Origin of the sequence: Rhizobium sp. WW22, assembly GCF_047041135.1 — a bacterium.
Lineage (GTDB): Bacteria > Pseudomonadota > Alphaproteobacteria > Rhizobiales > Rhizobiaceae > Rhizobium.
On record NZ_CP178199.1, the window covers coordinates 968,028 to 991,361 of the forward strand.

Here is a 23,334-nt window from a genome sequence, read left to right on the forward strand (position 1 = left end):
AGGTTCTCGAGGCTGCTTTCAGATGACATAGGCAAGCGGCGTTCCATGCACGGGATGGGCGGTGACGCCCATATTGGTGCCGTAGATCGTATTGAGCGTTTCGGCCTTCATGAGGCTCGGCGACGGCCCCGCTGCAATGAGGCGCCCCTGCTTCAGCGCGTGCAGATGATCGCAGAAATGTGCCGCGACATTGATATCGTGCAGGACGAGAATGACGCTCAGATCCTTCGTCCGGCAAAGCTCGCGCACGAGCCCGAGGATTTCCATCTGGTGGGCGATGTCGAGCGCCGATGTCGGCTCGTCGAGCAGCAGACAGCGGCTGTCCTGCGCGACCAGCATGGCGATCCAGACACGCTGGCGCTCGCCGCCGGAGAGCGTATCCACCACGCGGCCTGCCAATGTATCGACATGCGTCAGCTTCATGGCTGTTTCCACCTTTTCCCGGTCGACATCGGTGAAGCGCCCGAGCGCACCGTGCCAGGGATAGCGCCCGCAGGCGACGAGTTCCTCGACGGTCATGCCGGCCGCCGATGAGGTGTCCTGCGGCAGATAGGCGACGGCGCGGGCAAAGGCGCGCATATCGTAGGAGCCGGCGGCAACGCCATCGAACAGGATACGGCCGCCGGTCGGCTGAATCTGTCTGGCAAGCATCTTGATCAGCGTGGATTTGCCGGAGCCGTTATGGCCGATCAGACCGGAAATCTCGCCCGCCTTGAAGCTGATATCGAGCGGATGAAGAATGGTTTTGCCGTCGACCTCGAAACGCAGGCCTTCCGTCGCGAAGACCGTTGCGTGACTTTGATCTTTTCCGGTGATCCTATCGTTTTTCATTATCATTCCTGCTGAAGCCCACCGGCCCCCTAAAATTCCGGTCGCCGGTAAGCGATGCGTTAGTTGATCGAGGTCAGTGGCTTGACGAAGAAGAGACACGGATCGCTTTCGCGCCAGAGGGTTGGGAATATCTCGGCGCGTATGAAACCGTTTCTGTCGTAGAAGGCACGGGTCTTTTCATATTGCGGTTCTTCCCTGCCGCGCGGCGCAAGCGTCTTGACCGTCAGAAGCTTGCAATCGGAAGAGCGGGCGAAGGTCTCGGCTGCGGCCAGCAATCGCTTGCCGACACCGCTGCGATGGTGTTGGCGCCTGGTTGCTATCACGAGAATCTCCATGGCGGCCGGCGGATGGGCGCGCAGGGCAACGAAGCCGGCAACAGTATCCGCCTCGACGCAGCCGAACATCGGCAAGGCCTCCACGGCTCCCGCGCAGGCATCGATGACATCGGGGTCGGTAAACCAATCGGTCAATTCCGTCATGATGTCACGACAGATGGCGCCTTTGGATTCGGTTATCTCGATGGCTTCCTGCATCTACTTTTCCCTTTCCTGGCGACGGAGTGCAGTTTGCGGGCCTGATGGCGGTGAACCGCCATCAGGCCCGCATCTCCCGCACCCGTGCTGTTCGGTTTCGTCTGTGGCCGCTGCCGGCAGCGCAAGAATGGTCGGCCTCAAGCGAGATAGCGGCGAGGCACCGCGAATGTGCTTCTCGCAGAAGGCCGCAAACAAGGGCGCAGGATACGCCCGCCTCCCTGGCAATGATGTTCTGGGGAATATCGTCGAAATAGTGCTCCTCGTAGAACTTCCGGGTTCTGGCAGGCATGGATTCGACCGTGCAGCGGAAGGCCTTGTAGGCCTCGGCCTCGTGAAGGCGCTCCTCCGGGCTTCCATAGGCCGAGGTATTGCCGCCCACTTCCTCTTCGACGAACAGGCCCCGCTCATATTGCCGGCGTCGCACATGATCGGTCGCCAGATTGCGCACCATCCGCATCACATAGGGCGTTGGAGCCGCTATATCCTCGTTCAGCGGCTTGGAGACCAGCTGCAGGAGAACTTCCTGCACGACATCCTCGGCCAAGCTCATGCAGCCTGTGATCCTGCGTGCGACGGAGAGGAGCTTCGGATAGGCGTGAAGTGCTGTTTGGAGTTGCGCATTGGAAGTCGACTGCGAACGGTTGGCAATCATGTCGGGTTCTCGCTGAAATCCAAAGTTGCATTTCTGTGTGCCCCTCTTTTTGAGAGGAACCTATAAAACATGACAATGATAGTCAAGATAGCGGTGTCGAAAAGTGAAGCATCTCCTAAATCAAGGTTTATCCACCTGATTTTATTTCAATTTTTCATGAGATCTAGAAGAAAATCCCGCTTTTGTGATGCCGCCATTGCGGCCTTGCCGCAGCCCTTGATGTTGCGATAGCCCACTGAAAATCCCCGCTTTCTTCGTCGCTGATACGGCCGGAATGGGTGAATATCGCTTCGCCGGATACCTGGCATCTGCCTTCTAAAGTTGTATTTCCCGGCGTCAGCATCACGCTGTGCGGGTCGACCAGAAAACCCCGGCCGAAGCATTTCAACGCAGCCTCTTTCTGAACCCAGCGGGTGAGAAAAACATCGCGGCGATGTCGTTCATCCAATTGATGCACCTGATTGAGCTCTTGTTCGGAAAGGATCATCGGCATGATCTCGGAGGCTTCCTTCTCCGAAAATGCATCGAGACGCTCGATATCGATGCCGATGCGGGCGCCGCGGCAGATCGCAAGCGCTATGCGGTCTTTCGTGTGCGACAGATTGAAGTCGATGTCGGGGTAATCGCGCAGATAGGGTCTGCCGGAAGGGGTAATCGCAAGACAAAGTGCTTGCGGGGCGCAGCCAAGCAGATTGGCGATGACGCTTCGACACAGGACCCGGCCGGCAACGAAAAGGCGCCGCGCCGAGCATGATCTGAACGCTGCGGCACGGCTTTTTTCTGCCTCGCTCAAAATCGAGTCCGGTACGGGAAGCCCGTCAGATAGGTGCAGGCTATGAAGTTCCACCTGCACCGTCTCTTCCCCCGGTTGGCCCGTCTTCACCTATTCCGCTGCCTGTCCCATGTGAGAGGGAAGGTTCGACGGCTGTCCGTGCGTTTCCCACTGTACGATGGGATCGAGCTGATCGAGATCAAAATGCTGGCGGCCGAGCAACGCGTTGGCGATGACCGCGCTGCGCCATGCGGCAAGGCTGAGCTGCGGCTCGGCAATGCCATGGCTATGGCGTCCGGCATTGAGAACGAAGATACGGTTCTCCCGTGGCCCGTCCCATGTCAGCGAGAAGTCGCTTTCCAGCACCGGTTCGCCGATGGAGCTGAGCTCGATGCGGTTTTCGAGCGAATGCAGGAATTCCGGAAGCACAAAGCGATAGCCGGTTGCAAAAACGACCATGTCGACCGTCAGTGTTTCGATGCTGTCATCGAAGCCGTTGCGCATGGTCAGCGTGATTTCGGGACCATCCTGCTCGGCTGCGATGACGTTGCGGAAGGGGCGCAGCGATATGCTGTGGTCGGGGTGCTTGGCAGCATCGAGCTTTCGCTCGTAGAGCCGGCGATAGAGCTTCTTCAAGGTGGAGGCGGAAACGCCGTCGCTCGCCAGCACTTGCCTGCGTGTGTGAGTGAGCCGCAGCTCTTCGGGAAGTCCGTGGAAGCGCTCCATGTAGCTTGGTGTGAAGAGCTCATTGGTGAATGGCGTCGCATCGAGCGGCTCGAAATTCGGTCGGCGGCTAATCCAGTGGATAGATGAAACCCTGTTCAGATCCAGGAGCGCATCGACGATCTCGGCGCCGCTCTGGCCGCCGCCGATGACGGCAACGCGGGGCGCTTTGACATCACCGATACGTTGCGTCGCTTCGCTGCTATGGAAGGTCATGGACTTCGGCAGCTGTTCGGCCCAAGCCGGACGAGACGCTATCTTGCCGACGCCGACGGAGAGATTGCGAGCGCTGATCGCACCATCGTCTGTGGCGATGGAGAAAAAGCCGTCATTGGCATGGACCTCCCGGACGCTCGCGCCGAAGCGGAGCGACGTTAGCCCGCGTGCGACCCATCCGAGATAATCGGCGAATTCCTTGCGCGGAACGGCTTCATATTCCGCATTGAGAAACTGATAAAAACGTTTATGCGCAACGAGATATGAGAGGAAGCTCCACGGACTTGTCGGGTTGGTGGCCGTCACCAGATCCTTGAGGATGGATGTCTGCATTTCCGCACCCGGCAGCATCATTCCCGGATGCCATGCGAAGGATGGACGCCGTTCGAAGAAGCGGACGGAAAGTTGCGGTATAGAATCGAGCTGAGCGGCAAGGCTGAGGTTGAAGGGACCGATTCCGGCCCCGGCGAGGTCGAGCACGTGCGATGTCATGATGCAGCTCCAGAATGATGTCGAAGAGGGGGTTACTTGACGGCGTCTTTGGACAGCGGCGCCGGCGCAAAAGCATGGTCGAGCCGCCGGGCGAAACGCTGATGGAATGGCGTCTTGCCGATGATCGTCAGATGGTTGGTGCCGGTGACGATCTCCGATGCCGTGGCATTCGCCGAATAGCGCCGCCAGTCGATGACGTTGAGGGCACGCGTGAGAGAATCCTCGGCCGCGAAGGCATGGATGCGGAAATCAGATTGCTCCAGGCGGTAGTTGCGGAAGATCATCGCATTGTCGATGAGGATCCAGAACGTATGCTCTTCCGAGCCGATATCGGGACCATCCGTCGGCAGTTTGACATTATGCTTGACGACATGGTGGAGGAACTGTTCGTAAACCTCCTCGTTCATGGCGGCGAAAAGTCTCTTCCAGTCCTCGCGCATCGGTGTGGTCGCAAGCCAGCTCTGCACGGCAGCATGGGTGCGATCGCGGACGCCTGCTTCGAAGCGCGGCATGATGCCGACGGTGAACTCCTCGTCCATATCGCAGACATCGACCATGCCGATCATACGCAGATCGATGTCGTTGCCGAGCTGCCGGGCGGCCTCATAGGCGAGCAGTCCGCCCCACGACCAGCCGAGGAAGGCGCAGGGCCGACCCTTGGCTTGTCTGCGCACGGCTTCGGCGTAACGCGCGGTAATGTCTTCGACGCGGGTACTCAGCGTCTTGGTTTCCGTCAGCGAATAGCAGATGAAGCCGGTTGCTGGCTGTTCCGGGCCGAGATAGTCGACAAGCCGCATATATTCGCGCGTGCTGACGAGCAGGCCCGGGAAGCAATAGAGCACCGGCCGATCACCATTGCGGCGAAGGTAGACGACGTCGACGCCAGTTTCATCGCGGCTGCCGTCGACCGCTAGTGCCAGATCGCGCACGGTAGGGTGATTGAACATATCGGCAATCGTCAGCGGCCATTCGGGATGGCGCATCTTCAGGCGCGAGACGATGCGCACGGCCATTAGAGACTGTCCGCCAATATCGAAAAAATTCTCCGTGACACCGATATCGCCGATGTCGAGGATATCCTTCCAGACATCCAGGATCGCTTTTTCCTTGTCGTTGGCAGGTAACGCCATTTCGCGTTCGATGCGCGGTGCGGGCAGGGCCGTGCGATCAAGCTTGCTGTTCGGCCCCATCGGCAACTTGTCGATCAGCATGATGGTCTGCGGCACCATGTAATCGGGCAGGGCGGTCATGGCGGTCCGGCGCAGTCCTGTCACGCTTAAGCTCTCGCCCTCGCGCGGCACAACATAGGCGACCAGAGAACTGCGGCCGCCGTCATTGTGCAGCAGGATGACAGCCTCGGCGACACGCTGATCAGAGCGCAGCACGGCTTCGATTTCGCCCGGCTCGATGCGGAAGCCGCGTAATTTGATCTGGTGATCGACGCGACCGGCGAATTCGACGATGCCGTCTTCGCGCCACCGGCCGAGATCGCCGGACTTGTACAGTCGTCCGCCAGGTGTGAAGGGATCCGGAATGAAACGATCCGCCGTCAGCTCCGGCTGGCCGAGATAGCCGCGTGCCAGGCCGCTGCCGCCGATATAGATTTCGCCAATCACGCCGACCGGAACCGGCGCAAGGTCGGCATCAAGCACATAGATGCGCCGATCGCCCACGCCGCGCCCGATCGGCGCGACCGTTCCCTCGAAGCGGGTGCCAGCCGAAATCTTCCAGATCATCGGCGTCATGATCGTTTCGGTCGGGCCGTAGCCGTTGATCAGCAGCTGCGCCTTCAGGTTCTCGGTAATCATGTCGAACACCGCCTGCGACAGTGCCTCGCCGCCGAAGGAATAGAGCCGCAGCCGCGGAATTTCGCTGTTCTCCCCGGCATATTCGGCCAGCCCCCGGACATAGCTGGTGGGCAGGCTGGCATTGTTGACGCCGTGTCGCTTCATGGCCGCGAAGGCATCTTCCGGTGTGGCCAGCTTGTCCTGCGTCAGCACCACGCCGCCGCCTGCCATCAGCGGCACCATCCAGCGCTCATGGCCGCCGTCCGAGGTGAAGGGAAGCACAGGATATTCGCAGGATTCCTCGCTCATCTCATAGATACGCAAAGTAGCCTTGCAATGGTGCGCGAGTGGTCCGTGCTCGACCGCCACTCCCTTCGGGACGCCTGTCGAGCCTGACGTGTAGATCACATAGGCAAGGTGCTGCGGGGCAATGGTCGTTGCCGGCGCGCCGACGCTCTCGGCGGACAGGTCGATGGCATCGAGATTGAGATAGGGTGTCGCGATATTGCTCGGCAGGTTGGCGATGTGCTTTGCGCGGGAGATGACGAGCGAGAGGCCCGGGGCGGTCAGGATGTGACGATTGCGGGCCTCAGGGTGATCCGGCTCTACCGGCGTGAATGCGCCGCCGGCCTTCAGCACGGCAAGAATGGCGATGATCGCGTCGATCGATTTTTCAAGGGCGATGGCAACGCGCTTTTCCGGGCCGATCCCCATCGCGTTCAACCGATGAGCCAGCCGGTTGGCGGCAGCTTCGAGTTCGCCATGTGTCACGGATTTCTCACCCTGTGCGACGGCAAACGCATTCGGTCGCCGTTTCGCCTGTGCGGAGATGACCTCGTGGATCGGCGTGCCGTCGTCCGGCTCCGGTGCGTCCGGATACGGTGCCGAAAGCCTGTCCAGCTCTTCCGGTGACACGAAGGGAATATGTTTGACCTGAAGGCCGGGGCTGGCCTGTAACTGCGCAAGTGCCAAGGTAAGATCGTCGGCGAAGCGTATGATTTGTTTTCGATCATGCTTCTGCGGGTCGAAGCCGATGCCGATACGCAATTTGCCGACGGATGCCCGGGAAACGGTAACGACCAGATCGGTATCGCGACGTGCCGGCGGTTCGATGGGGCTGCGCAGCGCGACTTCGTTCGAGGTTGCTTGCAGGAGACGCAGGGGTGGACGCACATCGAGGAGCGTCTTGACGAGGCCGGTGGTGTCGAAGGATTCGTCCCGTCTTATCAACGCATCGGCAAGGGCCTCGAAGGGCAGGGATTGCCTGATAGCCATGTCGATTTCCTTGACGAACGCATTGCGGACGTCTTTGAGCATCATGGTGCCATCGAGTTCCGGCGTCAGGATCAACACGTCCTCGCAGCGGGCGGCGACTTTGTGCCTTTCCGGACGCGTGACCAGGCCGATCCTTTGAGTGCCGTATCCGGTATGGCGTCGCAGGGCGATCCCGACGGCGGCAAGCATGTCGCCGGAGGTGTCGGCGGACGATTGTACCGGCACTTCAAGCATATGCTCGAACCAGACCTCGTCGACCATGTTTTTTCCCGCCGATGTTTGCGGCGGGAGTGACGCAATGTTCTCCTGAGCCGTCAGCCGCTGGAACCAGAAGTCGACCAGTTCCGGCGCCGCATGGCGCGGTGCGCCATTGGCAATCATCCACGAAGCGGCGTCGGGCAGTACGGTCTCTGCGATATCCGCCGGGTCATGACCGTCGATGTTATGAAGGAAATCCGCCGCAAGCAGATCGAGCGCCGCAGCGTCGGCAAGGATGGCGTGGAGGGAGAATAGGACGCCCACCGCCCGCGCTTCTTGCGTCAGGAGGATGAAGCGGGCCGGATTGCCATCGGTAAGGTCGATCTGGCGGGCCTGTTCCGCCGCGGCAGCCGTAGTCAGCGCGTTTTCCAGGTTTTCGCTTGCAGTCAACTTCGTCTCGATGATCTCGACGAAGCGGTCGTTCCCCAGGATCTGCTGGACGGCGCCGCCCGCCCTCGCCTCGAATTCCGAGGTGATGAGGGGATGTTGCCGAGAAAGTTTTGATAGGCCCTCGCGCGCAAGGTCAGAAGAGATCGGGGGGAAGACGATCGCGAGTATTTGTCGCCCGTAGACGACTTCGTTACCAGTCTCAGACAGGAGCCAGATACGTGACTGTGTCGGCGATAGGGAGCATTTGGCGAGATAATCCGTATCGTTTGCTGCATTGGCGTTGCGATCGTGGACAGTCATTTCTTCGCCGCTCTCCTTAATTGTATTGAAATACATATCAAATAGATCGAAATACAATAATGTATACATCTCAATATCTGTGAAAGATATTAAGTTAAATCGATCGATATCTATGTCTTATGGCGCCGATAAAATCGGAGGTTCCGAAAATTACGTCGACGTAGCTCCATAACGAATGAGGTTTTGGAAAATTCAGATGATTTTCGAAAAATATTTTTTGGAAAATATTTTGAATTTTTGCTGACGTCGTTCGTCACCGCAGAATTAGCGCTGTGTTTAGCCTGCAGATATCAACCGGCGTGGTTCTGAAGATATGGAGATGAAAGATGGATGCTTCGCTGGCGATCAGGAGCGATAGGACGGCGGAGAAATCCTTTGATCTGCGCCTGCCGGCGTCGGGCTTTGAGAGCAGCGCGCTTGCCTGCGGCCAACCGCTCATCATATCGGCAGGGCATGCACCGGGGAGTTTTCGCGTCGAGCATCACGGAGTGAAGGTGGCCTCAGGCCATCTATCGGGGCCGGCCACCAATCTCGTGGTCTTCGATACAATTTCCACCGCGGTCCCTCCGCTTTCTGGCGAGGATATCGTCAACGCCGTGTCGGAAGCCGTTCTGGCATGCAATCCACAGCTGGACTGCTTCCAGATCGAGCTCGCAGATGGCGACCTCATAAGGCGCCTGATGGAAGCGGGTGCCATCGAGCAGCGCGGCAATCGCCTGATCGTGCGCCCGGAATCCTTCTTCCAGCAGCCAAGATCCTGGCTTGGAAGCGTGCCAAGCAGCTATCCGGAAGTGTCGACACTGACGAATGGCGCCGTTCACCCGCAGCGGCCGCCGAAGCCCGCCGGCCGTGTCTACAGCCGCTTCATTCCCTGGCTGAATACCCAGCTTGGCTTCCATGTCGCCGATATCGAGGCCGATCTTCCCCATTTCCATCGCTGGATGAACGATCCGAGGGTTGCCGCCATATGGGAAGATAGCGGCGATCTTTCCTATCACCGCGATTTCATCGCAGGCCGCCTTGCCGATCCGCGCACATTGCCGCTGATCGGCACCTTTGGCGGCGTGCCCTTCGGTTACTTCGAACTCTATTGGGCGAAGGAAGACAGGATCGGACCGCATTACGAGGCCGACGGCTATGACCGAGGTTGGCATGTGGCGATCGGCGAGGATGATTTCCGCGGGAAAGCCTTCGTCAGCGCCTGGCTGCCGTCGCTTATGCACTACATGTTCCTGGCCGATCCGCGCACGCGACGTATCGTCGGTGAGCCGATCCATCATCACACCCAGCAGATCCGCAATCTCGACCGTTCCGGCTTCGCCAAGGTCAAGCATATTCAGTTCCCGCACAAGAAGGCGCTGCTGGTCATGCTCCTGCGTGAGCGCTTCTTCATGGATCGGCTGCTGTTGCCGGATCTCACCGGCTTGTCCACAGAGGATGGGCAGCCTGTCCTTGGCTCGCTGGCGCGGAGCGCCTGATGACGACAGCCGTCGATATGAACGATCCGCGCGTCAAGCGGCTCGTTCTGGCTGTCGCGCTTCCGGCCGTGGCAGGACTTGCCGCCAGTGCCGGCCATCATGCGATCAACGCGATCTTCCTTGGAGCGCTCGGCCCGGACGTGCTGGCAGGCATCAGTCTGGTCATGCCGCTGTTTCTGCTCGTCGCGGCCGCCGGTCAGGGGCTGGGTATCGGGCTTGCGACGCTGCTTGCGCGCCACCTTGGCGAAGGGGATCTCAAAGCCGCGGCGTCGGTCGCCACGACAGCGCTCGCGGCGACGATCCCGCTCGGTATTTTCTTGTCGATCCTGATCTATCTCGGCCTGCCGGATTTTGTCGGCGCACTCGGCGCCAGCGACAATCTCCTCGCTCCTGGGCTCGATTATGGGCGGCTGCTTGCTTTCGGTATGACACTCGGGCTTTTGCAGGCTATCTGCGATTTCATAGCGATCGCCGAGGGCAATTCACGCTTCTCGATGATCGTGCTGATCGCGAGCTTCGCCTTGAACGCGGTTCTCGACCCCGTCTTCATCTTTGTCTTCAAGCTCGGCGCGTCCGGCGCGGCACTGGCGACCATTGTTTCATCCATTGCGGCCCTTGCATGCTATGCCGTCTACTTCCTGCGCCGATGGGGAACGGTGAGCGTGACCGGCGGGGCGATTTGCTGGCAACTGCTTTGGCCGATCGCGCGGATCGGCCTTCCCGCTGCCGCAACAAGCATCGTCACGGGCCTCGGCTTTCTGGTCCTGATACGGGAGGCCGCTGTCCATGGCGGCGATAAAGGTGTCGCGGCAACGGCGATTGCGATCCGGCTGATGACTCTGGGACAGCTTCCGCTGTTCGGCTTTTGCCTCGGTGCCCAGAGTGTCGTCAGTCACGCCTTTGGCGCGGGCGATGCTGAGCGGCTCAAAGCCGTCATCCGGTTCATGCTGGCTGTGACGATACCGGTCGCATTACTCTATTCCATCTTGCTGTTCTTGGCTGCCGAGCCGATCGCACGCCTGTTCACGGATAGCCAGGACGTCGTGGATGAGGCAGTCGCCTGGCTGCGGTCCCTCTTTCCGATCTTTCCGCTTGCGGCTTTTCAATCCGTGCTGCTCGTCATGCTGCAATCGCGGGGCAGGGCGGGTCTGTCCGCCGTCGTCGGGCTTGCGCCGCAGGGCTATTTGCTGATCCCGCTTCTGCTCGTGCTACCGCTTTGGATGGGCTTTGCCGGGATCTCTGCTGCTGCCGTTGTCGCTGCCATTCTTGCTGCCATCCTCGGCGGCTTTGTCGGGTGGCGGGAATGGCTCGCCATTCTGCCGACCGGCGCACCGGGCCGTTTGTCGGCCAATCGACACTTCACTCCTGACCCAAGAGGAACGCCATGAACGAGACGCCGAGATTCGATGCCTACCGCCACGCCATTCCCGATACGCTGATGACGCCGCGCGACGATCCGTTCGATGCAGCCGTGCCGCCGATCTATCAGACATCCCTCTTCCTGTTCGATAGCTACAAGGAGCTGGAGGACGTCTTCGCCGGCCGTTCGAAGAAGCCGATCTATTCGCGCGGCGACAATCCGACCGTGCGGCTTCTGGAGCGCAAGATCGCCGAGATGGAAGGCGCGGAAGAGGCACGCGCCTTTTCGAGCGGCATGGGCGCGATTGCTGCTGCGGTTCTCGCCTTCGTCGGACCCGGCGACCGTATCGTCACCGTGCGGCACGTCTATAGCGATGCCTTCCGCTTCTTCGAAAAAGTCCTGAAGCGCTTCGGCGTCGTCGTCGACTATATCGATGGCACCGATACGGGGGCTATGCTTGCTGCACTTCCGGGTGCCAAGCTCGCCTATCTCGAAAACCCGACCTCGATGGTCTTCGAATTGCAGGATCTGACTGCGATCGCCGAGGCCGCTCGCCGCCACGGCGTCGTGACAATGGTCGACAATTCCTGGGCAACACCGCTCTTTCAGAGGCCTCTCTCCGTCGGTATCGATATCGTCATCCACGCCGCCTCGAAATATCTCGGCGGACAGAGCGACACGGTGGCAGGTCTGGTCACTGGCTCGAAGGCGCATATCGACCGGATCAACAGCGAAATCTACCCATACACCGGAGCGAAGCTGGCGCCATTCGAGGCATGGCTCGTACTGCGTAATCTCGAGACACTGCCATTCCGCGTGCGGCATCATCATGAAGCCGGGCTCGAAGTGGCGTCCTGGCTCGATGCCCATGCGGACGTGACCAATGTCATGCATCCGGCACTCGGCGATCATCCGGGAAAACGTACTTTCAGCGGCTTCGGTGGGCTGTTTTCCTTCGAGGTTTCGGACCGCATCGATGTGGCCGATTTCGTCGATGCGGTGCGCCTCATTCGTATTGGCGTCAGCTGGGGTGGACCGGAAAGCCTCGTGGTGCCGGCAAAGGCAGCTCTCAGCATTTCGCCGGAGACAAATGTCTTCGCGCGCTTCGGTGTCAGCGACCGAACGATCCGCCTGAACGTCGGACTGCACTCGGCCAAGGAGATCATTGCCGATCTCGAGCAGGCCCTTGTCGCCGCGAGGCGCTAGCCAGCTGCAGCACTCTTGTATTCAGAAAGGGGTGGAGTGACACGGTCGCTCCGCCCATATTATTATTCATTGTTGATCCATTCCCGCCCCGACCCGATCGAGACAAAATGACCCTCCATTCCAACGAAACGCTGAGCGCGCTTGCCGCCGAATATGGAGCGCCGCTCTGGATCTATGATGCTGCCGCGATCCGCCGCCGCATCGCCCAACTCTCCGCCTTCGACGTTATCCGCTATGCGCAGAAGGCCTGTTCGAACATTCATATTCTGAAAGAAATGCGCAAAGCGGGCGTGCGGGTCGATGCTGTCTCGCTCGGCGAGATCGAGCGGGCGATGCGGGCGAGTTTTTCCGCCGGCAATGCGTCGGGAGAAGCGGAGGTCGTCTTCACCGCCGACGTCTTCGATCGGCCGACGCTGGAACGCGTCATTGCCGACAAGATCGAGGTAAATATCGGCTCCATCGACATGCTGCATCAACTGGGTGAGCGCTCACCGGGCCATAGGGTTTGGCTGCGCATCAATCCCGGCTTCGGGCACGGCCATAGCAAGAAGACCAACACCGGCGGCGAAACCAGCAAGCACGGCATCTGGTTCGAGCAATTGCAGGAGGCGGTGGCGCTGACGCGGCAATATTCGCTGAAGCTCGTCGGGTTGCACATGCATATCGGCTCCGGTGTCGATTATGGACATCTGCAGCGTGTCTGCGGTGCAATGATCGGATTCTGCCGCACGCTGGATGTCGATATCGAGGCCATCTCCGCCGGCGGCGGCCTGTCTGTGCCGTACAGGGAAGGTGAGGAGGAGATCGATCCTTCCCATTACTTTTCGCTCTGGGACAAGGCCCGGCGCGAGATCGAGACGCATGTCGGCCATCCGATCCGGCTCGAGATCGAGCCGGGCCGCTTCCTGACAGCGGATGCCGGCGTATTGCTGGCAGAAGTGAGGGCGGTCAAGATGATGGGCCGCAACCGCTTCGTGCTTGTCGATGCCGGCTTCAGCGATCTCGCCCGGCCGGCGATGTATGGCAGCTACCATCACATCACGGTCATTCCGGGCACGGCGCCTCGCAGTGCTGCCGGAACGATCTTCCCCACCGTTGTCGCAGGTCCGCTCTGCGAATCGGGCGATGTCTTCACGCAGACCGACAACGGCACGGTGGAAACCCGCGATCTGCCCGAAGCCCATGTCGGCGACTATCTCGTGTTTCATGGTGCCGGCGCTTACGGCGCGACGATGTCATCGAACTACAATAGCCGTCTCTATGCGCCAGAAGTGCTGATCGACGGCGAGACGCCTCGATTGATCCGCAGGCGGCAAACGCTGGATGAATTGCTTATGCTGGAAGGCATTTAAGCGCCGCCGATTTCCAGGCGAAAGACAGGCCCTAACTTCGGCCAAGCAGGGGCTTTTCCGCGGTTGCGAAATGAATATAGTGGCCACGTCCGTGTGTCGTGTCCGACTGCTCTCTTATCATCTCTGGCCGCAAGGCGTGAAAGTTCTGCACCGCTATGCTGGCCTGGCTTGATCAGAAAACCGAAATCGTCGAACACGCCGACCAATCCTCGCGATATTTCGAGCCGGCTCACGCAGCTTATTATAGCGGGAAGCCCGGCCAGCCGTTGAAGCTGATGCTGCAGGCGCGCAGCGATTTCCTGTCGATCTGGCGCCGCGCCGATTATCGAGAGCATGTGGCGGAGTTCAAGCTTCTGGGCCGCCAGCTCATCATTGTCAATTCGCCTGAAGCCATCCGCTATGTGGTGGCCAAACGCCATGAGAATTTCGAGCGCAAGACACCGCAGATGCGTCGCGCGCTGGAATATCTTTTGGGCGATGGTTTATTCATATCCGATAAGGAAACCTGGAAACAGCGCCGGCCGCTGGTCTCCGATATCGTGCATAAAAACCGCGTGCCGGCCTTCGGCGCGATCATGCAGAGCACGGCAAGCGAGCTTGCCGACCGCTGGCAGAGCCTCGGTGAAGGGGCGGAAGTCAACGCCCTGTTCGAGATGGCTGGACTGACGGCGGAGATCATTTCCCGCAGTGTCTTCGGCAATGACCTCGGCGAAGAAAGCGCCAATGCGGTGACCGAAGGGTTTGCGAGCTACCAGTCGCTGGTCGATTCCGTCAATTTCGGCTATTTTCTCGGCTTCGATGAAGGTTTGCCCATCATCAAGACGCCAAGCTTGAGCCGGTCGGTGAGGCGCATTCACCGGATTATCGATCAGGTGATCGAAGATCATCTGGGCGGCAAGGGTGATAACAGTTCCATGGTCGAACTGCTGATCCGTCGTCAGCAGCGCAACCCCGAGCTGAAACTCGATGTGGTGGCGCTTCGCAACGAGGCTGCCACCATCTTCATGGCCGGCCACGAAACGACCGCGGCAACGCTGACCTGGGCTTGGTATCTGCTCGCAGGCGCGCCCTGGGTGGAAGAGGCAGTTCATGCGGAAATCGACGCCGTCTGCGGCGATGGGTTCCCTCGATCGATGATGTTGCGAAGCTAGACTGGTGCCGTGCGGTCATCGAAGAGACGCTGCGCCTCTATCCTCCCGTGCCGATCCTGGCACGCCAGGCGGCTGAGGCCGACCAGATCGGCGACGTGAAGGTACGCAAGGCCGCATTGGTGCTGATCGTGCCCTGGATCTTGCATCGCACGGATTCGCTCTTTCCCGAGCCGCATCGCTTTCACCCCGAGCGCTTCCTCGGCGAGACACGGCCGACGCCCTACAGCTATATTCCCTTCGCCGCCGGCCCGCGCGTATGCCCCGGTCTGCAATTCGGCCTTACCGAGGCGATCCTTTGCCTGGCGATCCTGGCCCAGCGTTTTCGTGTCCGGATCAGGGATGGACACAAGGTTCAGCCACAATGCCGTCTGACGCTGCGTCCGCGCGAGGGCATGCCCGTGACATTGCATCGGCGTCAGGGATGACGGCTGGGGACGAGGGCGACGAAAGAGTTGTCGCGTCAAAGCGCAAGGCGTGGACCTATGAGCCTGCCAAGGCCCCGCCCTTGGCCGATTTCGCAGCTGGCGGTAACCGTCGCAAGGCATTTCTGCGCTACTGGATCTTCGAGAACATCGACAATGCCGTCGATCTCTTCTTCTATTTTTCCTTCATGCTCTTGCCGGCCAGCGTCTGCTCGGATCTCGGCGGCTGGCTTGGGCGTCTGCTTGCTCCCCGCTTTCATAAAGCGGCTTACGCGCGAGCGGCAGCCAATCTCAAGACGATAAGGCCCGAACTTACGGATATCGAGCTCCAGCGGCTTCTCGATGCCTATGCCGATTCTCAAGGGCGGCAGATGGCGGAATATTCTGTCGCGCCGAGACTGGCACGGCGGCACGTCCGCATGATTGGTACCGAAGGGTTGGTTGAGCGTTGCAGCCAGGGCCCGGTGATCTTCATTGCGCCGCATATCAGCAACTGGGAAGTGCTCTGGCATTGTCTTCTCGACATGGGGCTGGACGTTACTATGAATTACGACCCGCCCAAACGCCGCTCACGCCATTATATCGTCAACCGGCTGCGCAAGGGAGCTGGGCTTGGAATCTTGAAACCTGGCCGAAGCTTCGTCCGCCCGGCTCTGAGAATCCTGGAAAACGGCGGCAATCTGCTGATGTTCTGTGATGAGGGATTTAACGGACGTATCCGAGCGCCATTCCTGGGCAGGCCTGTGCACCTTGAGGGCAATTATGCGCTCATTGCGCGAATGGCGAGGAAGACAAATGCGCTGATCTATCCGATTTATATTGTTCGGGAAGAGGGGGCGCGATTTGCGCTGACGGCCTTGAAGCCTTTCATGCTGCCCGAAAAATTCGGCGTTGAGGAACACCTTGTTCAGGACGTCGCGCAATTGAATGTCGTGATAGAACCGGTAGTGCGCTTGCATCCGGAGCAATGGTATTTTGTCGATAATCGACTGCAGTGACAATCGAGATTGAATTTGAGTATTTCGTAATTTGGATATCGCACCTCTTTCGTCACCTTGCGAATCTTACGCATTATCTGTGACCTCAGGTTGCGTGATTTGATTTTAGGAGATAGAAGCCTATCAGCTATAAGGCCAGGCATGGATGCGATTTCTCAGGGCTCAAATCGCCCTTGAGCTAAGATCTTTTAGCCGCCACCTCCGGTTTTTACCAGGCGTGATGGCAATCTACAGCACGTTGTCGAGGGATGATGCGCCGTTCAATGAGCTCAATCGCTATGAACTGAACGCCCCCTATTCGGCCAGCAAGGCGGCAGGCCTCACATTCGGTTCAAATATAGCGCGCCGCAATCTGTTGCAGCGTGGCCATGTCCGAGGTGCTGCGCGCCTTGTCCGCCCAATCCAGAAAGGCGCGGATGCGGCGGGCGACCTTTTCGGGGTGATGCTGGCTGATGTCCGCGATTCGGTGATCGAGGAAGGGATTGAGGAAGCGATCGAGTGTCGTTGCGACATAGGCTTTTGCCTCGTCGCCCATACCGTTTGCGGCAAAGCCGGGCAGCACTTCGCTTTCATAGAGGGTGTCTAGCCTGGTCCGTATATCTTTGTCGGCCAGGATGGCACGCACGGTTTCATCCGCCGGCCGGCCTTCGCGCTGCCAGATTTCGGCAAGAAACGTGTGGCCGAGATTGAGGATATGCAGTTTCAGGCGTTCATAGGGTTCGAGATCGTCCGTCAATACGATGCTTGGATGTTGGCATGGCGCTCGCACGCCGGGCGCGCGCTTGATCGCCCATAGGGCATAAGGTTCGGCAACAGCGCCGATCGGTTCAATCGGCTCGGAAACAATACGATCGACCAAGGTTTCGGCGAAGGCGACGTGGCCGTCGAGCCAGTCATAAAAACCAGCCGCCACATTGTTGAGCCTGGCACAATCGACGACCGCCTGCTTCAGAACATGGCCATTGCCCGTTATCAGTTCGCAGGGAAGGATGATCAGGGGGCGGGCGGAGGCCTGCCAGCGTTGGACGAGGAGGGCGGCAAGTTTTGCGGGGAAAGATCGAGGAACATCGCCATCTGAACCGAAACGATCATCCTCCGGCCAGGTCTGGTAACCGGTGTCGCCGGTGTTGGAGACGACGAATTCGGCCTCCTCGACAAAGAGTTTAGACAGCTCCCTCCAATGCTCCGTTGCGGAAAGGCCGCGATCGACGCTGGTGACCTGAATGGTGCGATTGAGTGGCTGGCCATCCGACATGCCGCGGATGATGACCGGATAGCCCTGCGGATTGCCGAAGGCGGCGACACGTCCGCTGCGGCTGCTGGCGCCTGAGACCTGAACGACGGCGATCGGACCGACATCCTGGCCGGATTGCTGTGCTTCGTGCACAAACAACGCCGCGTGCGCCTGCAGGAACCGGCTGGTGCCAAATTGGATGATCCGTGAGCTCAAGCCGATATCCTCATATATATGAATGCTGTTGGTAGACCATGTGTGGGGATGTGGAGATCCACGTATTTATCAGTGATTGTTTTTTATCTATAGAAAACATTGAAGCCGCCGGCCGTCAAATGTTTTCTATGGCAATAACAGAGCATTTCCCTCAGCGGATTTGCTGTAGCGGCCTGATCGAGGCCAGTGTGGCTGCACTCGGAGCTCTGAAAGAATGCTCGGGCGGTTCGCGTGGCGGGCTGTGTTTCACGCATTCAGCTATAGAACTCGCGCGCCACAAGGCCGGTTTGCCTGATCCGTTATTTTCTTAGGGCCGAGGTTGATCAGCGCGCCGCAGGACCTGCCGCCCGACGCATGTTTTCTTCGGTCAGCGTCTGGCCGTGGAATTTCGACAGCGCCATGACGACGTCATCGATTTCTTGGTTAAGCCGCTGGGCGTCCCATTGCAGGGCCGCTGCGGCGATGGCGCCGATTTCGCGCAGGCCTTGGATCGTCAGCAGGCCTTCGATCGCCATGGTCGTGCGGCGGAAGACGATGTCGGAGAGATGCACGACCATCTCCTGGCGTGCGATCCAGTCAATCTCCAGCGCGCTATGACGTGGGGCGCCGCTTATGCGTCGACTGTCACTATAGTCGCAACGGTGGGCAAGAATTTCCGCGGCGGTCGTGCCGTATCGGCCAAGCAGTTCATCCACTCTATCTGCCTCGACACCAGTCTTTGCGGCAACGGATCTAATCCAATTCGCCCGCTCATTGGAGGTGATCGGGAAATCCCGTCCGCCGCCGATCGCAAGGCGCTCGGTCGATGTTCTGCGTCTGCGTTGGAGGCGTGCGAGCACGGTATCGGAGACTTCCTCGGCAAAGCCGCGGAACGTGGTCCACTTGCCGCCAACGAGCGAGATGATCGGGAACGGCCGTCCGGCCTGGGGTTCAAAGGCGGGTGCGGAGTGATCGCGGCTGATCAGGCCGGGCGAGGAGGCATCCGAGGCGGGCAGAGGCCGAATGCCGCTATAGCTATAGGTTACCTGATCGCGGTCGAAGCGCAGGCTCGGCAGTAGCGACCTGACGCTGTCGAGGAAATAGTCGATCTCCGGTTCTTCGCAGCGAACATTGTCCGGATCGTCGCAAGGGATATCGGTTGATCCGACGAGTGCCTGGCCGAGATAGCCATAGACAAGGCAGATGCGGCCGTCATCGGCTTCGAAATAGATCATATGGCCATTCAGGCTGCGCACCAGTTCCGGATGATCGAGCAGGATATGCGATCCCTTGGTACCGCCGATCAGATGGGCGGGTGCTCCAAGAGCGGCGTTGACATGATCGATCCATGGGCCGGCGGCATTGATGACGAGCTTCGGCTTGACCGAAAAGGCATAGCCATCCGCGCGCTGGAAGGTCAGCAGGCCGTCGGCTGACGAAACCAGCCGGGTCGAATTTGCCGCCAATGAAGCCTTGTTCGTCTCCAGCCCGTCCTTGACCAGTTCATAGACCAACCGTTCCGGCCGGCTGATCTTGGCATCGTAATAGATGCCGCCGGCGACGATCTCCGGCGTCACATGCGGCATTTCCTTCAGCGCCCGGCGCTTCAAAAGGAACCGGTGGCGCGGCATGACACGGTTGCGCGAGCCGAAGAAATCGTAAAGCGCGAGCCCGATCTTGATAAGCAAAGCGCCGCGGCTGCGTGGGGCGGTGGTCGAGCCCGTCAGCGTGCGAAGGGCGGCCCAAATCCCGCGTGTCCAGGAGAAGATCGGCACGAAGGTCGGTAGAGCTTCGACGCAATGCGGCGCGTTCTTGAGCAGCAGATTCCGCTCGAGCGCCGACTGCGCGACGAGCCGGAACTCGCCGGTTTCGAGATATTTGAGCCCGCCATGGATCAGCCGCGATGGCGCAGCACTCGTTCCCGAGCCGAAATCGGATTTATCGATGATCAGGCAATTGACGCCCTGCAGCGAGAGATCGCGGAAGAGGCCGGCACCATTAACGCCGGCGCCGAGAATGACGACATCGACATCTCCGTCTTGAAGTTGCGAGAAGCGTTGTTTCAGATCGGCGGCCATATCGGTCATAACCTCATCATCCTGGTGTATTGTCGCGATAGACCCAGTCTTCGCGACGCAAGTGGCGGTCTAGCCTTGGGAGTGCTGGGTTGCGAGATTGCCGATCCGCGGCCAGAGCGGCGTCATTGCTTCGGCAATGTCGCGAAAGAGCTGATAGCGGATACGGTAGTCTGCGCTGCGGGCGGAATCCGGATGATAGGTTCTGGCGATCTTGCCGACATCGCGCGGGTCGCTCTGCGGGCTTGAATAGACGCCAATGCCGGCACCGGCGCAAAGGGCGGCCCCCCAGGCAGCGGCTTCATCGGTTTCCGTTACGGTAACGGGCATGGCGAGTACGTCTGCAAACATCTGCACGACAATCGGATTGCGCGAGACACCGCCTGCCAACCTTGCCTGATCGAAGGAAAAACCGGCACTTAGGGCATCGACGTGAATCTTGTGGTTGAAGGCGATGCCTTCCAGAACCGCGCGCAGCATGTCGCCGCGATCATGCCAGCCGCCAAGCCCGAAGAAGCTGGCAGTGGCCTCGGCACCATAGGGCGAACCGAACAGATAGGGATGGAACAGCGTGCTCGACGGTCGATTGAACGCTGCCTCGATCTCGGGACCGAGCATGGTATGAATGGACGTGCCGGCAGTTTCGGCGCCGACGATGTCGCTGGCGCAGAGCTTATCCAGGAACCATTCGTAATTGGCTGACGATGCCGGCGAGATCGACATGTTATTCCATTGGCCAGGCGCAATGGCGTTGCGGCAGAACCAGCGGCGATCAACGCTCGGTTTCGATGACAGCGTCTCGTTGATCGAATAGGTACCGGCGATGACGGCAACGACGCCGGGGGCATAGCCGCCGGCGCCGAGGGCCGATGCGGTGACGTCATGCAGGCCGGCAACGACGGGCGTGCCTTCAGCAAGGCCGGTGCGCTTTGCGACGGCCTCGGTCACATATCCGACGATCTCATCCGATCGCGAGGCAGGCGGTAAGGCGTCGGTGATTTCATCGACACCAAAAAGCCTCAGTGCATCCGGCGCATAATCCTGCGTCGTGACATTGGTGAAGGACGTACTCGCCTCGGTGCGGTCAGTGCCGACAACGCCGGTCAGGCAGAAGCGCAGCCAGTCCTTGCAACTCAGGACATGGCCGATCTCAGCAAAGCGCTCCGCTTCGTTGGCTTTGATCCAGGCAAGCAAGGCCGATGGCGCGGAAACATGCGGCAATTGCCCGGTCAGCTTCAAGGATTCATCGGCAATAGGGCTCTTCAGCCATTGTTCGACGATCGAGCCGGCGCGGCTGTCGAGCGAGAGAATGGCGCGTCCGAGCGGCTTCTTTGCCTTGTCGAGCAGATAGATGCCATCACCGTGAGCGGTTGCGGCAATCGCCTGGATGTCGCTTGTCGGGCGGTTGCTGAGCTTGATTGCCTCGGCAATGGCGTCGGCCGTCTGGCTCCAGAGTTCGTTCATGTCGCGCTCGACATGGCGGGCCTTCGGCATGAACTGCGTCACGCGACGGCGGGCAACGGCAAGCGGCGTTCCGTCGATGTCGAAGATGACGGCCTTGGTGACAGTCAAGCCGCTGTCAATTCCGAGCAGACTCGGCATTCTCATTGCTCCTGATCGCAAACGAAGAGGGTAAGCCCTGACGGCTTCAGTCTCCGGATCATTTCCAGTCGCCGCCGGCGACGACGACATTGATATTCTTGCTGCGCATGCGCTCCAGATGGTCGGCAGGCGTCTTGCCGTCGACGATGACGACATCGAATTCGCTCAAATGCGCAAAACTATGCAGAGCCCGGCGTTCGAACTTCGTGTGATCCATCAGCAGGACGCGCTTGGCGGCGCTTTCGAACATGGCGCGCTTGATATCGACGATCTCGGGCGACTGATGGAAAACCACGTCGTCGATGATGGCCGACATCGAGATAAAGGCGGCATCGGCCCGCAAGCGGTTGATCTCGTTGATCGTCATCCGCCCCATGAAGGCGTTGCACCAATTATAGTACTGCCCGCCGAGCGCCAGAAGCGTCACGTCATGCATATCCTTCAGCGCATTCATCAGCGTCAGCGAATTGGTGATCGCCGTCAGCGGAACCTTGGCCGGCAGCTGCGAGGCCATCTGCAGGACGGTGGTGGAATCGTCGAGGAAGATTGCCTGGCCAGGTTCGATGAATTGCATGGCAGCTGCGGCGATCGTCTTCTTTTCGGCAGCCTGCCGGTTGGCGCGATAGACGTCGCTCGATTCGATCAGGCTGGTGGCAGCGGCCGATACGATGCCACGTGTCTTGCGGAACAAGCCGCGGCTGACCAGTTCGTCGACATCGCGATGCGCCGTCATCAGGCTGATGCCGAAACGCTCGGTCAGATCCTCGATGCGCATGGAACCCTCCGCCATCACGGCCTCGGCTATCATCTGGCGCCTGGCGATCTGACGGGAATGGCGGCTGTCGCTTGGCAGCTCGTCCTGCAGGAATGCTACGGGGCTTGTCTTGTCTGTCACTTTGGCCTCTGACGCTGAGCCTTGCGAAGATCAGCTTACTGCAGCGAATATCGTGAAAAAATATGAAAGAACAATTCGCTATCAGGATTTCTGCAAGTTCTGTCTGATGTTCAGCCAGGATGCCGCTCGTCGCGGCCAAGGGATGGGGACGCCGGTGTGCGGCGTCCCCAATGTCATTACTGGGCGAGAACGAAGGGTGCCGTGTACTTGTCGACATTGTCCTTGGTGATCAGGATGCAATCGAAAAGCTGCTTTTCGCTCTTGGCACCGGTCTTGCCGGTCTTGATGAAGCTGTCGGCCTGCTTGACGGCTTCTTCGGAGAAGATAGCGACCGGCTGCAGGACGGTGTACTGAAGCTCACCGGCCTTGATGGCGGCGACAGCGTCCGGCGAACCGTCGAAGCCGCCGACTTTGACGTTGGCGAGCTTGCCGGCTTCTTTCAATGCAGCAATTGCACCAAGCGCCATTTCGTCATTGCCGGAAATCACGCCGGTGATGTCGGGGTGCGCCTGCAGCATGGACTGCATCTTGTTGTGGCCCTGGGTGCGGTCCCAGTTGGCAACTTCCTTGGCAACCTTCTTCAAGTCGGGATATTGCGTCAGAACGGTTTCATAGCCGTTTGAGCGGGTGGCGGCATTGTTGTCGGAGGGCGAGCCGAAGAGTTCGGCATAATTGCCCTTGTCGCCAACGGCTTCGACCCACTGCTGAGCGCCGATCGCCGCACCCTGAGCGTTGTTGGAGACGAGCTGAGCCTTCGCAAGGCCTTCCTGGTTGATTTCGGCATTGACGAGGAAGACCGGGATACCGGCCGCAACAGCCTTCTTGACTGCACCGACCGAGCCGTCAGCATTGGCCGGATCGAGGATGATTGCGACCGACTTGTTGGTAATGGCCGTATCGATCAGGTTGCTTTCGGTGTTGGTATCGCCCTTGTGTGCGCCGACTGTTGCCGTGTAGCCGAGCTTTTCAGCGGTTGCCTTGGCGATATTGCCTTCCGTCAGCCAATAGGGGTTGGACGGATCGTTGACGATGACGGTGATCTGGCCGGCGGCCCAGGCGGCCCCGGTCAGAAGCGGTGCCACAGCAACTGCTGCCATGACGATGCGCAAGCCTTTTTTGAACATTAGTCTCTCTCCC

At 59.6% G+C, this 23,334-nt stretch carries 16 protein-coding genes and 1 pseudogene; 6 read left to right on the forward strand and 11 right to left on the reverse strand.

Going from position 1 to position 23,334, the window contains the following annotated elements; all coding sequences use genetic code 11:
- Nucleotides 1–18: 18 nt before the first annotated feature.
- The 6 genes from ACK83U_RS23440 to ACK83U_RS23465 all read right to left on the reverse strand — a co-directional run bounded on the left by ACK83U_RS23440 (nt 19) and on the right by ACK83U_RS23465 (nt 8,229).
- Nucleotides 19–831, reverse strand: coding sequence for an ATP-binding cassette domain-containing protein (locus ACK83U_RS23440; protein WP_112611543.1), 813 nt, complete (start codon nt 829–831; stop codon nt 19–21).
- Between the two features lie 59 nt (nt 832–890).
- Nucleotides 891–1,364 carry a GNAT family N-acetyltransferase gene (locus ACK83U_RS23445; RefSeq protein ID WP_112611541.1) on the reverse strand — a complete coding sequence of 158 codons (474 nt, stop codon included), beginning with the start codon at nt 1,362–1,364 and terminating at the stop codon, nt 891–893.
- A gap of 61 nt (nt 1,365–1,425) precedes the next feature.
- Nucleotides 1,426–2,016: a sigma-70 family RNA polymerase sigma factor gene (locus ACK83U_RS23450; protein WP_112610552.1), complete on the reverse strand. Its 591-nt coding sequence runs from the start codon at nt 2,014–2,016 to the stop codon at nt 1,426–1,428.
- Nucleotides 2,017–2,179: 163 nt separating this feature from the next.
- Nucleotides 2,180–2,899 (reverse strand): 4'-phosphopantetheinyl transferase superfamily protein, encoded by a 720-nt coding sequence (locus ACK83U_RS23455; RefSeq protein WP_112610554.1) that lies wholly within the window; start codon nt 2,897–2,899, stop codon nt 2,180–2,182.
- Entirely contained in the window at nt 2,900–4,219 is a 1,320-nt protein-coding gene (locus ACK83U_RS23460) for a lysine N(6)-hydroxylase/L-ornithine N(5)-oxygenase family protein (protein WP_112610556.1), read from the reverse strand.
- Between the two features lie 32 nt (nt 4,220–4,251).
- Nucleotides 4,252–8,229, reverse strand: coding sequence for an amino acid adenylation domain-containing protein (locus ACK83U_RS23465; RefSeq protein ID WP_412475018.1), 3,978 nt, complete (start codon nt 8,227–8,229; stop codon nt 4,252–4,254).
- Between the two features lie 326 nt (nt 8,230–8,555).
- Here ACK83U_RS23465 and ACK83U_RS23470 point away from each other — a divergent pair, with 326 nt between their 5' ends.
- From ACK83U_RS23470 to ACK83U_RS23495, 6 genes and pseudogenes are all read left to right on the forward strand, one after another.
- Nucleotides 8,556–9,707 (forward strand): GNAT family N-acetyltransferase, encoded by a 1,152-nt coding sequence (locus tag ACK83U_RS23470; protein ID WP_112610558.1) that lies wholly within the window; start codon nt 8,556–8,558, stop codon nt 9,705–9,707.
- Nucleotides 9,707–11,095, forward strand: a complete 1,389-nt coding sequence (locus ACK83U_RS23475) for an MATE family efflux transporter (protein WP_112610560.1) — start codon at nt 9,707–9,709, stop codon at nt 11,093–11,095. The genes ACK83U_RS23470 and ACK83U_RS23475 overlap by 1 nt, the downstream gene beginning before the upstream one ends.
- Nucleotides 11,092–12,273, forward strand: coding sequence for a PLP-dependent transferase (locus tag ACK83U_RS23480; protein WP_112610562.1), 1,182 nt, complete (start codon nt 11,092–11,094; stop codon nt 12,271–12,273). The genes ACK83U_RS23475 and ACK83U_RS23480 overlap by 4 nt, the downstream gene beginning before the upstream one ends.
- A 107-nt stretch (nt 12,274–12,380) precedes the next feature.
- The gene (gene lysA / locus ACK83U_RS23485) at nt 12,381–13,625 is read left to right on the forward strand and encodes a diaminopimelate decarboxylase (protein ID WP_112610564.1); all 1,245 of its coding nucleotides are present in this window, start codon (nt 12,381–12,383) and stop codon (nt 13,623–13,625) included.
- A gap of 275 nt (nt 13,626–13,900) precedes the next feature.
- Nucleotides 13,901–15,201 (forward strand): annotated as a pseudogene (locus tag ACK83U_RS23490) (cytochrome P450).
- Nucleotides 15,198–16,196 carry a lysophospholipid acyltransferase family protein gene (locus ACK83U_RS23495; protein WP_412475019.1) on the forward strand — a complete coding sequence of 333 codons (999 nt, stop codon included), beginning with the start codon at nt 15,198–15,200 and terminating at the stop codon, nt 16,194–16,196. Before ACK83U_RS23490 ends, ACK83U_RS23495 begins: the two are co-directional and overlap by 4 nt.
- 331 nt (nt 16,197–16,527) lie before the next feature.
- Here the strand turns inward: ACK83U_RS23495 and ACK83U_RS23500 are convergent, their stop codons facing one another.
- From ACK83U_RS23500 to ACK83U_RS23520, 5 genes are all read right to left on the reverse strand, one after another.
- On the reverse strand, nt 16,528–17,646 hold the full coding sequence (locus ACK83U_RS23500) for a mannitol dehydrogenase family protein (RefSeq protein WP_112610568.1): 1,119 nt from the start codon (nt 17,644–17,646) through the stop codon (nt 16,528–16,530).
- A 323-nt stretch (nt 17,647–17,969) separates the two neighbouring features.
- Nucleotides 17,970–19,712, reverse strand: coding sequence for a glycerol-3-phosphate dehydrogenase/oxidase (locus ACK83U_RS23505; protein WP_112610570.1), 1,743 nt, complete (start codon nt 19,710–19,712; stop codon nt 17,970–17,972).
- Between the two features lie 60 nt (nt 19,713–19,772).
- On the reverse strand, nt 19,773–21,302 hold the full coding sequence (locus tag ACK83U_RS23510; protein WP_112610572.1) for an FGGY-family carbohydrate kinase: 1,530 nt from the start codon (nt 21,300–21,302) through the stop codon (nt 19,773–19,775).
- Nucleotides 21,303–21,360: 58 nt separating this feature from the next.
- On the reverse strand, nt 21,361–22,197 hold the full coding sequence (locus ACK83U_RS23515) for a DeoR/GlpR family DNA-binding transcription regulator (protein ID WP_112610574.1): 837 nt from the start codon (nt 22,195–22,197) through the stop codon (nt 21,361–21,363).
- 176 nt (nt 22,198–22,373) lie between these two features.
- Complete coding sequence (locus tag ACK83U_RS23520; RefSeq protein WP_015343135.1) at nt 22,374–23,321, reverse strand: D-ribose ABC transporter substrate-binding protein; 948 nt, start codon at nt 23,319–23,321, stop codon at nt 22,374–22,376.
- Nucleotides 23,322–23,334: the final 13 nt, after the last annotated feature.

Coding starts and splice junctions, on each gene's coding strand:
- ACK83U_RS23505 (WP_112610570.1), bottom strand. CDS start 19,712: ATGACCGATATGGCCGCCGATCTGAAACAACGCTTCTCGCAACTTCAA.
- ACK83U_RS23440 (WP_112611543.1), bottom strand. CDS start 831: ATGAAAAACGATAGGATCACCGGAAAAGATCAAAGTCACGCAACGGTC.
- ACK83U_RS23470 (WP_112610558.1), top strand. CDS start 8,556: ATGGATGCTTCGCTGGCGATCAGGAGCGATAGGACGGCGGAGAAATCC.
- ACK83U_RS23475 (WP_112610560.1), top strand. CDS start 9,707: ATGACGACAGCCGTCGATATGAACGATCCGCGCGTCAAGCGGCTCGTT.
- ACK83U_RS23520 (WP_015343135.1), bottom strand. CDS start 23,321: ATGTTCAAAAAAGGCTTGCGCATCGTCATGGCAGCAGTTGCTGTGGCA.
- ACK83U_RS23450 (WP_112610552.1), bottom strand. CDS start 2,016: ATGATTGCCAACCGTTCGCAGTCGACTTCCAATGCGCAACTCCAAACA.
- ACK83U_RS23495 (WP_412475019.1), top strand. CDS start 15,198: ATGACGGCTGGGGACGAGGGCGACGAAAGAGTTGTCGCGTCAAAGCGC.
- ACK83U_RS23460 (WP_112610556.1), bottom strand. CDS start 4,219: ATGACATCGCACGTGCTCGACCTCGCCGGGGCCGGAATCGGTCCCTTC.
- lysA (WP_112610564.1), top strand. CDS start 12,381: ATGACCCTCCATTCCAACGAAACGCTGAGCGCGCTTGCCGCCGAATAT.
- ACK83U_RS23445 (WP_112611541.1), bottom strand. CDS start 1,364: ATGCAGGAAGCCATCGAGATAACCGAATCCAAAGGCGCCATCTGTCGT.
- ACK83U_RS23510 (WP_112610572.1), bottom strand. CDS start 21,302: ATGCCGAGTCTGCTCGGAATTGACAGCGGCTTGACTGTCACCAAGGCC.
- ACK83U_RS23465 (WP_412475018.1), bottom strand. CDS start 8,229: ATGACTGTCCACGATCGCAACGCCAATGCAGCAAACGATACGGATTAT.
- ACK83U_RS23480 (WP_112610562.1), top strand. CDS start 11,092: ATGAACGAGACGCCGAGATTCGATGCCTACCGCCACGCCATTCCCGAT.